At 59.7% G+C, this 12,749-nt stretch carries 13 protein-coding genes; 1 reads left to right on the top strand and 12 read right to left on the bottom strand.

The features are described from left to right. Positions 1 to 41 precede the first annotated feature (41 nt). From HAT86_RS03100 to HAT86_RS03055, 10 genes are all read right to left on the bottom strand, one after another. Positions 42 to 596: an HK97 family phage prohead protease gene (locus HAT86_RS03100; protein ID WP_167193289.1), complete on the bottom strand. Its 555-nt coding sequence runs from the start codon at positions 594 to 596 to the stop codon at positions 42 to 44. Positions 597 to 625: 29 nt separating this feature from the next. Next, positions 626 to 865 carry a GTA head formation protein, RCAP_rcc01685 family gene (locus HAT86_RS03095; RefSeq protein WP_167193288.1) on the bottom strand — a complete coding sequence of 80 codons (240 nt, stop codon included), beginning with the start codon at positions 863 to 865 and terminating at the stop codon, positions 626 to 628. After that, positions 858 to 2,057, bottom strand: a complete 1,200-nt coding sequence (locus HAT86_RS03090) for a phage portal protein (RefSeq protein WP_167193287.1) — start codon at positions 2,055 to 2,057, stop codon at positions 858 to 860. Before HAT86_RS03090 ends, HAT86_RS03095 begins: the two co-directional genes overlap by 8 nt. 89 nt (positions 2,058 to 2,146) lie before the next feature. Then, positions 2,147 to 3,517, bottom strand: coding sequence for a terminase large subunit domain-containing protein (locus HAT86_RS03085; RefSeq protein WP_167193284.1), 1,371 nt, complete (start codon positions 3,515 to 3,517; stop codon positions 2,147 to 2,149). Continuing rightward, complete coding sequence (locus HAT86_RS03080; RefSeq protein ID WP_167193282.1) at positions 3,426 to 3,767, bottom strand: hypothetical protein; 342 nt, start codon at positions 3,765 to 3,767, stop codon at positions 3,426 to 3,428. The genes HAT86_RS03085 and HAT86_RS03080 overlap by 92 nt, the downstream gene beginning before the upstream one ends. 295 nt (positions 3,768 to 4,062) lie before the next feature. Then, entirely contained in the window at positions 4,063 to 4,323 is a 261-nt protein-coding gene (locus HAT86_RS03075; RefSeq protein WP_167193280.1) for a hypothetical protein, read from the bottom strand. A 797-nt stretch (positions 4,324 to 5,120) separates the two neighbouring features. Beyond that, positions 5,121 to 6,026 carry a glycoside hydrolase family 26 protein gene (locus HAT86_RS03070; protein ID WP_167193278.1) on the bottom strand — a complete coding sequence of 302 codons (906 nt, stop codon included), beginning with the start codon at positions 6,024 to 6,026 and terminating at the stop codon, positions 5,121 to 5,123. A gap of 42 nt (positions 6,027 to 6,068) precedes the next feature. Beyond that, a complete protein-coding gene (locus HAT86_RS03065) occupies positions 6,069 to 7,916 on the bottom strand; it encodes a glycosyltransferase family 2 protein (RefSeq protein WP_231125796.1) in 1,848 nt (615 codons plus the stop codon). Continuing rightward, positions 7,891 to 8,901, bottom strand: a complete 1,011-nt coding sequence (gene galE, locus HAT86_RS03060; RefSeq protein WP_167193276.1) for a UDP-glucose 4-epimerase GalE — start codon at positions 8,899 to 8,901, stop codon at positions 7,891 to 7,893. Before galE ends, HAT86_RS03065 begins: the two co-directional genes overlap by 26 nt. Further along, the gene (locus tag HAT86_RS03055) at positions 8,901 to 9,815 is read right to left on the bottom strand and encodes a UDP-glucuronic acid decarboxylase family protein (RefSeq protein ID WP_331272492.1); all 915 of its coding nucleotides are present in this window, start codon (positions 9,813 to 9,815) and stop codon (positions 8,901 to 8,903) included. Before HAT86_RS03055 ends, galE begins: the two co-directional genes overlap by 1 nt. On the opposite strand from HAT86_RS03055, the gene HAT86_RS17060 reads away from it, so the two are divergent. Beyond that, the gene (locus HAT86_RS17060; RefSeq protein ID WP_331272493.1) at positions 9,708 to 9,926 is read left to right on the top strand and encodes a hypothetical protein; all 219 of its coding nucleotides are present in this window, start codon (positions 9,708 to 9,710) and stop codon (positions 9,924 to 9,926) included. The genes HAT86_RS03055 and HAT86_RS17060 overlap by 108 nt on opposite strands. Positions 9,927 to 10,271: 345 nt before the next feature. Here the strand turns inward: HAT86_RS17060 and mltG are convergent, their stop codons facing one another. Together mltG and fabF are read right to left on the bottom strand one after the other, a co-directional pair. After that, positions 10,272 to 11,426, bottom strand: coding sequence for an endolytic transglycosylase MltG (mltG, locus tag HAT86_RS03050; RefSeq protein ID WP_167193272.1), 1,155 nt, complete (start codon positions 11,424 to 11,426; stop codon positions 10,272 to 10,274). Beyond that, a complete protein-coding gene (gene fabF, locus HAT86_RS03045; protein ID WP_167193270.1) occupies positions 11,426 to 12,685 on the bottom strand; it encodes a beta-ketoacyl-ACP synthase II in 1,260 nt (419 codons plus the stop codon). Before fabF ends, mltG begins: the two co-directional genes overlap by 1 nt. Positions 12,686 to 12,749 lie beyond the last annotated feature (64 nt).

The raw sequence follows: 12,749 nt of genomic DNA, 5'->3' as shown, positions 1-12,749 counted from the left end.
GATCCCGTTTGGTTAAGGTCGGTGTGCGGCGCGTATTTCTGTCAGGATTGCGCCAACTCCCGGCGGGCGCCCTCAAAGACCGCCGCCAGATCACGCAGGTCATGGCCATCCAGCGTATCGCCCTTGGCCCCCACCCGCGCACTGGGCAACATCGGGAAGGTCACCAGCGACACCTCCCACAGCTCCAGTTCCTGCAAGAGCCTGCGGCCCCTGTCGTTCTTTGCCGCCCGCACGGTGCGATAGCCGATGCTCAGCCCGTCAATCGCCCCGGCCGCAATCAGCGCCGCCGCCTCACGCGCGCGCGCCACGCCGTCCAGCAGACGACCTTTGACATAAAGGCCCCGCGCATCTTCACGCACCTCGTCCCATACGCCAATGGGCTGGCCCGGGTCGTGCTGCCACAGCATCTTAACGCCGCGCCCCTCTTGCGCCAGCCGCTTGAGGCTGGCCGCATAAGCGCCCTTGGCGACGATATCGCCGCCCCGGTCGCGATTGTCGAACAGGCTGGCATAACCTTCGATCACCGTGCCATCGGTTACGACCAGATCGTCAGCCCCTCGGCAGAACTTGTGTTCCAGCCCGCAATCCATATCCATCACCTTCATCCTTTCACCTATCACCCGCCTTAGGGCATTGCCGCCAAAAGGGGCTGAAACGCCTGTGCCAGAATGGCCGCCATCACGCCGTAGACCGCCAGCCACAACCGCCGCTCTAGCTGCGCCAGCGCCTCTTCGATCTTTTGCAGCCGATGCAGCAACGCATCATGTTGCAACCGCGCCACCCGCTCATGCGCCTCAAGCCTCAGCGCCGGGGCACAGTCGAACGGCTCAAACCCATAGCGCTCACCGGGGTCACGCTCAGCCATCCTCCGCCTCCAGCGCGGGCAGCCCCAGCAAGGCCCGCTTTTCCGCCGGACTCAGGAAATCAGCCCCGGCCACACGCGCCCATTGGGCATCGCGTTCGGCCGATAGCGCCGGCACCTGATCGAGATCGGGGCGCAGCTCCAGCACGTCACCGGCAAAGCCCGACAGCCAGTCCGACAACGCCCCGGTCACTCGTGCCACCAGCGGCAAGACCGTCAGACGGTAAAATGCACGGTTGGCCTCGGCGTAATTGGCATAGGTCGCATCCCCCGGGATGCCCAACAGCATCGGCGGCACCCCAAAGGCCAGCGCGATCTCGCGCGCGGCGGCCTCCTTGGTTTTCTGAAACTCCATGTCCGAGGGCGAAAACCCCATCGGCTTCCAGTCCAGCCCCCCTTCCAGCAGCATCGGACGCCCAGCATTGCGCGCGCCCTGATGATGGCTTTCCATCTCGCTGACCAACCGATCATAGTGATCAGTGCTCAGGCTGCCCTGCCCCTCGGCCCCTTTGTAGACAATCGCACCACTGGGCCGCGCCGCATTGTCCAATAGCGCTTTCGACCAGCGGCTGGCGGAATTGTGCACATCCACCGCCTGCGCGGCGGCCTGCAAAGCCGAAAGCCCGTAATGGTCATCTTGCGGGTGAAACGATTTCAGATGACAGATCGCTGGATGCCCCGCACTGACATCAAAGCGATGCTTGCGCCCGCCGACCGTGTATTCATACCCCACCGGCCAGCCATCCGCGCCCGGAACCACGCTCATCCGGTCCGAGCGCAGCACATGCAGTTCCATTGGAACACTGCCCTCGCCGCCGCCCGCAGCCTCGACATAGCCATTGCCAGTCAGCAAAAGCTGACCATAAAGCGCCTCCAGCCATTCGGCGCGGCCCTGCGCCGGGTTGGGGCGGCGCACCAGTTCCAACAGCGGATGGCGCGCATAGCGTTGCTCGACATCCTGCAAGACCAATGGCAGCGCGGCTGCCGCCTCGGCCAGCATCTTGACACAGCGAAACCCAACCGGGTTGCCGCTGAACCCGGTGCGCGTCAGCGTCACGGTATCGCGCGGGCTCCAGGCCACGCGGCCCGCACCGTGCCACGCCATCACCGGCCCGGCGGCACTGGCCTTGGTCTCAGGCACATCCCGGTCCGCGGCCCCTGCCGATCCGGCGCTTCGGAAAAAATCCAGTATCATCTTGGCTCGTCTCCTTGGGTCTGCCCGCAGTCGAAATCGTTTTCACGTCTTGCCCAGCATCAGACCCCGAAAGGTTTAAGAATTGTAAATCAGACCGCGCGCACCTGAGGCCGCCGCCATTTCGCCGCTGGCGCGATCATCAACTCGTGCAGCGCCCACACCAGCGCATCCACCCGGTCGGGGCTGCCCTTGCCCTCATAGCCCTGCGCGGTCATGGCGCACATCTGGTCCTCCAGACGGCCAAGGCCGCGCAGATGATGCACCCGGCCCTGCTCATACAACGCCGCGACAGGCTCGGCGCGGGCCACCTTGCCGCGGCTGGCATGCACGGCCTTGACCGGCACCATGGGGTCCACCTGCCGGATCACCTGCGCCACCAGATCGCCGCCTTGGTTGACCTCGGCCACCAGACGCTCGGCCCCAAATTGCTCCATCGCGCGGATCGCGGCAGTGGCCCAGCCCACCGGGCTGGCCGCGGCCACGCTGCAATCGGCCAAAACCCAAGCCCGCCACTCCTGAACTGGGCCTTGCGTGCAGGCCCCCGCCACAATGATCCCGCATTCGTCCGATCCGTCTTTGCCACTCACCGCCGGGTCCACGGCCACCACGATCCGGTCCAGATCGGGCGGGGCCTCGCGCCTTGCATCCTCAAGCATGGCCGAATTCCACAACGCGCCCTCGGCATCCTCCAGCAACACGCCGTCCAGTTCCTGACGGCCCAACCGCGTGCCTGCATAGCGCGCGCGCACTTCTTCAAGGAAAGACTGTGCCAGAAAGGCGCTGTTGGCCTCGGTCGGGGCGTTGGTGACAACCGTGCTGTCCTGACGCACCAGATCCTTTAGCACACCCACGTTGCGCGGCGTCGTGGTGATGCACACCTGCGGATGCTCGCCCAGCCGCAACCCGAATTGCAACATATCCCACGTCTCGCGGGCCTTTTTCCACTTGGCCAGTTCATCCACCCACGCCCCGTCGAATTGCGGGCCACGCAAGCCCTCGGGTTCATGCGCCGAAAACACCTGTGCCACCGCGCCATTGGGCCAGATCAGCCGCTTTCGGCTGGCCTGCCAGTCAGGGCGCCTGTCGGGCGGCGAACAGGCCATGATCCCGCTTTCGCCGAAAATCATCACCTCGCGCACCTGATCGATGGTTTCACCCACCAGGGCCAAACGGCGGCAGCGCCCGGCATCCAGCGGCTTGTCGCCTTCCACTTGGGCGCGCACCCATTCGGCACCGGCGCGGGTTTTCCCCGCGCCACGCCCCCCCATGATGATCCAGTTGGTCCACGCCCCATCAGGCGGCAATTGATGCTCAAGGGCCCAAAACTCGAACAGATAGGGCAGCGCCATCAGCTCGCCTTCCTCAAGACTATCGAGGAACGCATCCTGAACATCGGGCCCTTCTGAGACGATCCAACCGGTAGCAGATCGAAGCCCGTGCTTCTCCAAGGTCGAGGGCATAGTCGTTGACGATGCCTTTTTCCTGCTTTCTGCGTTTTTCAAGTTGCGCCTCCGCTTCTATCGCGATCTTCAGCCACTGTCGGATTTCCGCCGTCGCCTTGGCCGCGTTTTTCAATTCATCGAAATCCCCTGCACGGATCTTTTGGTAGATGATCTCGATATCCTCGCGCATGTCCGACAGTTGCCGTTCCAGCGAGTCGATCGAGGTGGTCAGGCCCGTGGGCCCCTCGTCGGGGGTGATCAAAACCATTCGTGCTCATGCCTCATGCGTTGCGTGCCCGGTCACGTCCGAGTGAGGGAACAGCACACATGCCACCCCTCCAGCTGGCAGGCCGGAAAGATGCGTCATCGGGCGTTAAGATTGATTAAAGGGGGGGTGCGGTCGGGCGGTATCAGGCCCTGCGGTTTCACCGGGGCCATGATCACGACAAACCATTCAGCGCGCCTGATCGACGCGCGCACGTTTACGACGCGGGCTTTTAGACAAAACCCGCGTCCATTTTGTAGGATGGGTCCGAAACGCCCCGATCAGGCGTTATCTTTGGTCAGCGTTTACACTCATAGGCCCGTGCGACCAGACGTTCCTGCCGCTTTTCCCAATATGCTGCCTCTTTGGGATTGGTCGAATAGCTGATCCGGCGCACGGCTTCGTCCGCATAGGCAAGCTGATCATCGACTTGATGGCACGGCAAAAATTCAGGTGCTGTCGGCAGACTTTCCCGATCAATTTCAATCGGATCCATCGGCACACAGGCTGCCAATGCAGCCAGACCTACACCACAAACGAACACTTTGGAAAATGTCATGTTTTGTCCCCCACAAAATACGCGATTTTAAAAAGCGTGCTCCTGAACCCCCATAAAAAGGGAGGCCAGAACGCACAGTCAAACCTTCTACCAACGCTCAAGATGGTAGCATAATTTTGCTTTCAAACAAAGAACTTACTGGCGCAATCCCCGCCTTAGCGGCGGGTGAAACACGACGCGCGCTTGCCAAATCCACTGGGCGAACAAATCCACGAACCGCTTCCCTTTGCGCTTTGATTGCGCGCAATTTGGCGTTTCTGTGCATGGCTCAGCCTTGCCTGACGCTCTGCCTTGCTGATTGGCGTGACCCACATATAGCTTTTGTGCAAAGGCGTTACTGATTTGGTGCCACCAGCCGCTTCAACCGGCGACGCCGCAACAGCGACCGCACCTATAGAGATAGCTGGCGCGATATGCGCCAAGCGCTTGATTATATTGAGTTTCACTGCTCTACTCCAGTTTTGTTTCGCAGCCGCCCCGATGCCGGTTATCGTCTGTTCCGGTTTTATCGAGTTTCAGACAAGACATGTCATGCCCCGTCCGACAGCCTTCCTGCCACGCGCCAATAGTGGCGGTTTTACGCAGCTAAAGTCAATCGACCGGGCCAGAACAGCCCTTGTATGGCTGACTCTCGCGCATGACCTTGGCGAAAATATGGTGTTAAAGCCTTAATTTTTGGCGTGCACCCTTAAAGTGCCGCCGCCTAATCGTTTGGATTACTTAAAAAGACGGGGCAGGCTTTGCAGCTGCCCCGTCCGAATGCAGCCCTGCGATCCCGCGCTTGAGGTTGCGCCGTTTTATTCGTCGGCACCTGTAACGCGGTTATCCACACGCCAATCCGGTAGCCCAAACCCATCTGGCCAAGGATAGACTTCGACCTGATTAAAGTAGACGACGCCCACCAAATCCGGGAATTGTTCATAGGTCTGGCGAATGCTGTTATGCCACGCCTCGACATAGGCCTGATCGCCCGAAAACCCGGTTTCGGCCACAACGATTGGTTTGCCAAACTGCTTGGCCCGCTCATAGCGCGGCTCCAGAATGTCGACAAAGCTCTGTGATTTGCCCAAAATCTCTTCTTCCCAAGCCTGAAAGCCGAATACCGACAGCCCGACGAGATCCGCATAATCGTCTCCGGGATAATATTCATCCATGTTTTCAAAGCCAAGCGGCGACCACATGTAGTTTACTTGCGGGGCTTCGGCGCGACAGATATCCACCATCCGCCTATACGCGTCGATATAGGTGCCCGGCTCCCATTTGGCCCAAGTAAACTGGGTGGTATTATCATCCATTTCCTGCGCCCACCGCACCGTCACAGGACTATTGAGCGTGCCAAGGACCGAGCAGATCGCCCGCATGTATTGATCATACTCGCCCGATTGTAACCCCTGTTGAAGTCTCTGAGGCGTGTTGCGTTCGCTGCGCGTCCATGTCCATGGCTCGATTGTGACCAACAAGGCGCGTGCGCGCGCCAAAGCATATACATCAGCATCAACAAGACTGGGTAGGAACACATCCTCCCACGGCAGGAACAAATGTTCGATCTGCACGTCACTGTCATCCGAAAACTGCCCCTCGGGATCATAGACCCCGAACGGCGTTTCACCGGGCGGTGCTGCACCCGCGCTGCCGGCCAAGAACCCGGCCAAGAATGTCCCACTCAGCGCCTTTGCAAACATGGCTTTTGTTAAATGTCGCATTTCGAACTCCTTTCCCCACAACAGCTTGTGCCGTAATGTTTTCTAATCCCAACCCAGTTTGAAAACGTATTTCACTTCACCGGGCGGCGCGCGCCCGGCCCCGGACACGATGTGCTGGGTTTCCACCACATGCATGGCATCAAGGCCCAGCATAAGCGCATAAAGCGACTCTGGCCCCCGCATCCAAAGCGCCATCATCCCCAATCCGACCAAGCCAAAACATAACGCAATCTGCGCCCCCAAAACCAAAGGCTGGGTCAAAGCCCCGATCCCGGCGTTTTTCAGGTGATGCCAAACAATGACCACCACCAAGGCGACGTTCAAAGCGGCGTTCAACAGGGACAGAATATAGAACCCGGCGGCGTTCGTGACATTATCCACGGTTAATATCGGCCACATGCAAAACAGCGCAATCGCCGCATAAGGCACCAAAAACCGCAGCGGCAGCCGCGCCTCCACCGCATCGCCCTTGGGCGTTATCCGAAAATCCACAAACCGGCCTGTCAACCGGTCCCAGACCGCAACAGCGCACCCCCAGAACATCCATGGCCACTGCGCCGCCGCAAACAGGATTTTTTCCCAACTCAGGATTTTGGCATCATGCGGCCTGAAAAAGCCGTCACGCCGCGCCACCCATACCAACAGGATCAAGGCCAAAGTGGCTGGCACCGCATGGCCGATAAAACCCGGATAGGTGACATCGGCGTAGCGCACATCGAATGTCAGCGCCACAACCGGCATCGTATAGATCGCCAGCAGGAACAGCGCCGCGATTGGATACCACATCTGCGAAAACACAAACTGAAACTTCAAATGCGCGGGCAGCCCCGCCAGATACCGCGGTGTGTATTGCAACAACAACGTCACCAAGCTGCGCGACCATTGAAATTCCTGCGTGGCCATATCCGCCAAGGTGCCCGGCCCAGCCCCATGCGCTATGGCGTTCATCGCATGAACTCCGCGCCAGCCATTGGCGTTCATGATCAGCGAGGTCGAATGGTCCTCGGCCAGTTCTGGGCCAAGACCGCCAATCTGCCGCAAGGCACGGGTGCGCACGGCGTAATGCGAGCCGATGCACATCGGGGCCCATCCGCCACTATACCCCGCCTGCAACGCGCCGTGAAACATCGCCTCGATATACAGACGGGCGCGCGCCGCCCAACTTTGAACCGCGTTGGCATTGCAAATCGACGGGGCAGATACATAGCCAATCGACGGATCGGCAAAGGGCTTCATCAGTTCGCGCAGGTAACTGGGCTGCGGCACGTGATCGGCATCGAGCTGTGACACGAAATCATAATCGTCATAGCCCCAGTTGTCATAGAAAAACGCCAGATTGCCCTCTTTGCACCGGGTTCGGCGGGGCCATTCCGTCCGATGATACGCATCCCGGCCCTTTCGGCTGGAAATTCGCACGCCATGCGTGCGGCACCAGTCGATTGTGTCTGGCTGCGGGTCTTCATCGGCCAGCCATGTATCATGCGGCACATCTTGCGCCAGCATCGCCTCAAGCGTGGTTTTCACCATCGCAAACGGCTCGGACGGGGTTTTTGTGACCACCATCGCAATGCGCGGCTGCCCCAGATCATCGAAGGATGCCACCACCTTCCGACCGTTCAAAAACAGCACGATAAAATAGGCCTGAAGAAAGAAAAGCCAGAAAATGCAAAGCGTTACCAGAATATAGCGCCCCATGCCGATGATATGCTCGGGCTGTAGCCACCACCGCCAGAACCACGCAGCCAAAACAGCCCACAAAAGCACAAGACACATATATTTAACCCTCTGCGGCCCCTCCATCAAAGGTGCCAGAATTCTGGGGCTGTCTGCCTTGGGCGGGATCCGTCCCGGATGGGCGGCCATATCAGGTGCGCTGTAAATGTTTCGCATCGCGCACCTCAAGTCCAAAGCCTGGCGCCGCATCGCGAACCATCGCCGCAAGATTGGGCCATTTTGGCGCAAAACCCAACGATTGCTGCGCCTTTGACGCATCTGCCAGCAAAATGGCCGGATCACCGGGCCGCCTGTCGCGCATCACGTAAGGCACCCGGCGGCCTGTCACCTTTTGCACCGTTTCGATCACCTCAAGAACCGAAGCGCCCTGCCCCGTCCCCAGATTGACCGACAACGCCGCGCCCGGCCCGGACGCCTGCACATGACGCCACGCCGCCACATGCGCGGCAGCCAGATCGGCCACATGGATATAATCGCGAATGCAGGTGCCATCGGGCGTGTCGTAATCGCCGCCCATCACGTCCAAACGCTCGATCTGTCCTGCCGCCGCCATCAAAGCCAGCGGGATCAGATGCGTTTCGGGGTCGTGGCGTTCGCGCAGCATACCGTCCGGATCGGCACCAGCCGCGTTGAAATACCGCAAAGCCACGTAAGACACACCATAGGCCCGCGCATGATCGGCCAGCATCTGTTCGCAAATCAGTTTGGTCCAACCATAGGGGTTGATCGGGCGCTGCGGCGTGTTCTCGGTGATCGGCAGATGGTCAGGGGTGCCGTAAGTGGCACAACTGCTGGACAGGACAACCTGCCTCACCCCGGTATCGCGACACGCGGCCAAAAGCCCAATCATCCCGGCGACGTTGTTGTCGTAATAGAGCGCCGGATCTTGCATGGATTGCCCGACATAGGCAGAGGCGGCGAAATGCATGACCGTTTGCACGCGGTGATCGCGCAGGGCCTTTGCCACGGCGTCGCGATCCCGCACATCAGCGCGCACCAAAGGGCCCCATTTCACCGCATCGGCATGACCCGTCGACAGATTATCCAAAACAATCGGTCGCACCCCGGCCTCGGCCAGCCATTTGCATGCATGCGCGCCGATAAACCCGGCCCCTCCTGTCACCAGAACACCCGGTTTCATCACTCCGCCCCGACCAGAACCGGTGCCTTCATATCCAGCAATTCGTTTTGGAAATACGCGGTCGTTCGGGCAAGCCCCTCATCCAGCGAAACGACCGGCTGCCACTCCAGATACCGCTTGGCAAAACTGATATCTGGGCGACGCTGACGCGGATCATCCACAGGCAGATCGCGGAACACCAATCGCGCCTCTGATCCTGTCAGGTTCAGCACTTTGTGGGCCAGTTCCAACATGGTGAATTCTTCGGGATTGCCGATGTTGATCGGCATGACTGTGCCCAGAGGCGCGGCCATCAGGGCCATCAACCCCGCAATCTGATCGTCACGGTAACAAAAAGACCGGGTCTGCATCCCGTCCCCGTAAACCGTCAGATCCTCTCCCAGCAGGGCCTGCATGATGAAATTCGACACAACGCGCCCGTCATCGGGGCTCATGTTGGGGCCATATGTGTTGAAAATACGCGCGATACGGACTTCGACACCGTGGCGTGCGTGGTAGTCATGAAACAAGGTTTCCGCCGCGCGTTTGCCTTCATCATAGCATGACCGCGGCCCAACCGTGTTGACCGACCCGGTGTAGCTTTCGGGCTGTGGCGAGATTTCCGGATCTCCATACACCTCCGAGGTGGAGGCCTGCAAAATTCTGGCCCCCTGTGCCAACGCCAGATCCAGCATATTGATCGCGCCAAAAACGCTTGTTTTGAACGTATGTATTGGGTCAATCTGATACTTGGGCGGTGACGCCGGGCAAGCAAGATTAAAAATCTCGTCGACCGGGCCGGATACGTCCAGCGGATTGACCACGTCATGCTGCATGAAGGTAAAATTTACCCGGCCCTGCAAAGGCGCGATGTTGGACATCCGGCCGGTAGAAAGATCGTCAACACAGATGACTATATGGCCGGCGTCAACCAGCAAAGTACAAAGGTAAGAGCCCAGAAATCCGGCCCCCCCGGTGACAACAACAGTTTTACGCTTGGCCCCAATGGGCCGATTTTGTGCCAACGCTACGCACGACGGATGTGAATCAATCAGTTTCAATTTAACGTCCCCCATCTGCGGTCCAAAATGGACAGCGGCCCGAAAGCTCGACAGCGCCTGTCATGGGAAAGCAAAAATTCAAAAATCTATAGGTAATAGGCCGCTATTGATTTGGTTTAGTTACGGCGTACTCGTAAGCCTTCCTTCCCACCAATAAACGGACACCAAGGCATCCGATAAACCCCACGGGTCAAATAAGACATGAAATTCAAAGTAAGTCAATTTTTTCAATAGCTTAGACCATTTGATTGATCGCCCCAACGGGACTAATCAGATGGTATAAACCCAAAGATTTATACGCCTTGACCGCAGGGCTGACACTACGATGCCTCACTCGGCTGCGCGCTCTGCCTCGATCTCGCGCCAGCGGGCGACGTTCCGGTTATGCTCTTGCAGCGTTGTGGCAAAGGCATGCCCGCCGGTCCCATCCGCGACGAAAAAGATATAATCGGTGTTATCGGGATTGACGGCCGCTTCGATGCTGGCCCGGCCCGGATTGGCGATAGGTGTCGGGGGCAGACCAGCAATGACATACGTGTTCCAAGGCGTTTCTGCGCGCAATTCGCTTTGGCGCAGGCCGCGGCCCAATACGCCCTCACCTTGGGTGATGCCATAAATCACCGTTGGGTCGGTTTGCAGGCGCATCCCCTGATTCAGGCGGTTGACGAACACGCTGGCCACTTGCCGCCGTTCGGCGGCAATGCCTGTCTCTTTCTCGATGATCGAGGCCAGAATAAGCGCCTCCTCTGGGCTATCCAGCGGAAGACCTTCTTGCCGCGACTCCCACGCCGCGGCAAGAATCACATCTTGCGCGTCGCGCATACGCGCGATCACACTGGCCCGGCTGTCACCATCGCGCACTTCATAGCTGTCCGGCGCAAGGCTGCCTTCGGCGGGGATGTCCTGCACCTCGCCTGTCAGCACATCAACCGCCGTCAGCGCATTGACCACCTGCCAGCTTGTCACGCCTTCCGCCACGGCAATCCGATAGCGCGTATCGGCCTTTTCGCGCACGTCCTGAAACAGATCCGGCACGTTGTCATCACCGGGGCCAAAGGCCGCTTTTTCGACATAGCGGCTGGTGGTCGGGTCCAGTTCGCGCACTTGGATGCCTGTGCTGTTAACGCCGACGCGATACACGATTTCAGTGCCGCATGTGCTGGCCCCGCCCTTCGTAATCAGGTCGGTGATTTGCGACATGCTGGCACCCTCGGGGATCAGCCAGCTACCGGCCTTCAACAACGAAACCCGGTCGCTATATTCTGCCCCCACACGAAAGATCGTATCATTCGTAATCGCACCTTCATCCGCCAACCGGCGCGAGATGAGACGCATGTTGCTACCACGCTCGACCTGCAGGCAGATCGGTTCGTCCAGTGGGCCGGTCGCGTTATACTCGGATTGCCCCCAAAGGATCACGCCCCCGATCAGGAACACGATCACCACAAGAAACGTCAAGAAGTTCGACGCGATATGTCGCCACATCAGCGCGGTTTCCCGATGCAAAGGCAGGCGTTTGTGCCACCAAAGCCGAAGCTGTTGGAAATCGCCACGTCGATCTTGCGCTCGCGCTTGGCATTGGGGGCCAGATCAAGCGGCGTGTCCACGGCCGGGTTGTCCAGATTGATCGTGGGCGGTGCTACCTGATCGCGCAGGGCAAGGATCGAAAAGATCGCTTCGATCGCGCCAGCCGCGCCCAACAGGTGCCCGACCGACGATTTGGTCGAACTCATCGTGGCCTTTGACGCGGCATCGCCCATCAAACGCTCGACGGCTTGCAATTCGATGGTATCTGCCATGGTGCTGGTGCCATGCGCGTTGATGTAATCCACCTGATCGGGCGTAATACCCGCGTGTTTCAGCGCCATGCTCATCGCCCGGTATCCACCATCGCCATCCTCTGACGGCGCGGTGATGTGGTATGCATCCCCCGACAGGCCATACCCCAGCACCTCGGCATAGATCTTGGCCCCGCGCGCCTTGGCGTGCTCGTAGTCCTCCAACACGACAACGCCCGCGCCTTCACCCATGACAAACCCGTCACGGTCCGCGTCATACGGACGGCTGGCCGCCTTGGGGTCATCTGCGCGCTTGGTGCTGAGCGCCTTGCAGGCGTTAAAGCCCGCGATCCCGATTTCGCAAATCGCCGCCTCGGCACCGCCGGCGACCATCACGTCGGCATCGCCGAACTGAATCAGGCGCGCCGCATCGCCGATGGCATGCGCCCCGGTGGAGCAGGCGGTGACAACCGAATGGTTCGGCCCCTTGAAACCGTAGCGAATGCTGACCTGCCCGCTGATCAGGTTGATCAGCGCGCCGGGAATAAAGAATGGCGACACCCGGCGCGCGCCCTTGTCGCGGATCAGCAAGGTGGTTTCCTCGATCGACCGCAGGCCACCAATGCCAGAGCCAAGCATCACCCCTGTGCGCAGGCGGCTTTCCTCGTCCTCCGGGGTCCAGCCCGCATCTTTGACGGCCATATCCGCAGCGGCGACGCCGAAAAGGATGAAATCATCTACCTTGCGGCGCTCTTTGGGCAGCATGTGGTCATCTGCGTTGAATGTGCCGTCGCTGCCATCGCCCAAAGGCACTTCGCAGGCGTATTTCGTGATCACGTTCTCGGGATCAAAACGGGTGATCGTCCCCGCTCCGGACTGGCCCTTCAGAAGACGTGACCACGTTTCCTCGACGCCAGCGGCCAACGGTGTGACCAATCCCAGCCCGGTAACAACCACTCGACGCATGCTGCTGCCCTTTCCTTATCGCTTCCCGGCTGCTCATAACCCGCCTTGACCATGGGGGGCAAGA

Origin of the sequence: Roseovarius gahaiensis, assembly GCF_011601345.1 — a bacterium.
Classification (GTDB): Bacteria; Pseudomonadota; Alphaproteobacteria; order Rhodobacterales; family Rhodobacteraceae; genus Roseovarius; species Roseovarius gahaiensis.
Note: the sequence above shows the minus strand (reverse complement) of the source record. Positions and strands in the feature narration are given on the sequence as shown.

What these genes read in the sequence shown, in the direction of transcription:
- HAT86_RS03100 (WP_167193289.1), bottom strand. Translation starts at nt 596, where the DNA reads ATGGATATGGATTGCGGGCTGGAACACAAGTTCTGCCGAGGGGCTGAC.
- HAT86_RS03095 (WP_167193288.1), bottom strand. Translation starts at nt 865, where the DNA reads ATGGCTGAGCGTGACCCCGGTGAGCGCTATGGGTTTGAGCCGTTCGAC.
- HAT86_RS03090 (WP_167193287.1), bottom strand. Translation starts at nt 2,057, where the DNA reads ATGATACTGGATTTTTTCCGAAGCGCCGGATCGGCAGGGGCCGCGGAC.
- HAT86_RS03085 (WP_167193284.1), bottom strand. Translation starts at nt 3,517, where the DNA reads ATGCCCTCGACCTTGGAGAAGCACGGGCTTCGATCTGCTACCGGTTGG.
- HAT86_RS03080 (WP_167193282.1), bottom strand. Translation starts at nt 3,767, where the DNA reads ATGGTTTTGATCACCCCCGACGAGGGGCCCACGGGCCTGACCACCTCG.
- HAT86_RS03075 (WP_167193280.1), bottom strand. Translation starts at nt 4,323, where the DNA reads ATGACATTTTCCAAAGTGTTCGTTTGTGGTGTAGGTCTGGCTGCATTG.
- HAT86_RS03070 (WP_167193278.1), bottom strand. Translation starts at nt 6,026, where the DNA reads ATGCGACATTTAACAAAAGCCATGTTTGCAAAGGCGCTGAGTGGGACA.
- HAT86_RS03065 (WP_231125796.1), bottom strand. Translation starts at nt 7,916, where the DNA reads ATGCGAAACATTTACAGCGCACCTGATATGGCCGCCCATCCGGGACGG.
- galE (WP_167193276.1), bottom strand. Translation starts at nt 8,901, where the DNA reads ATGAAACCGGGTGTTCTGGTGACAGGAGGGGCCGGGTTTATCGGCGCG.
- HAT86_RS17060 (WP_331272493.1), top strand. Translation starts at nt 9,708, where the DNA reads ATGCTGCATGAAGGTAAAATTTACCCGGCCCTGCAAAGGCGCGATGTT.
- mltG (WP_167193272.1), bottom strand. Translation starts at nt 11,426, where the DNA reads ATGTGGCGACATATCGCGTCGAACTTCTTGACGTTTCTTGTGGTGATC.
- fabF (WP_167193270.1), bottom strand. Translation starts at nt 12,685, where the DNA reads ATGCGTCGAGTGGTTGTTACCGGGCTGGGATTGGTCACACCGTTGGCC.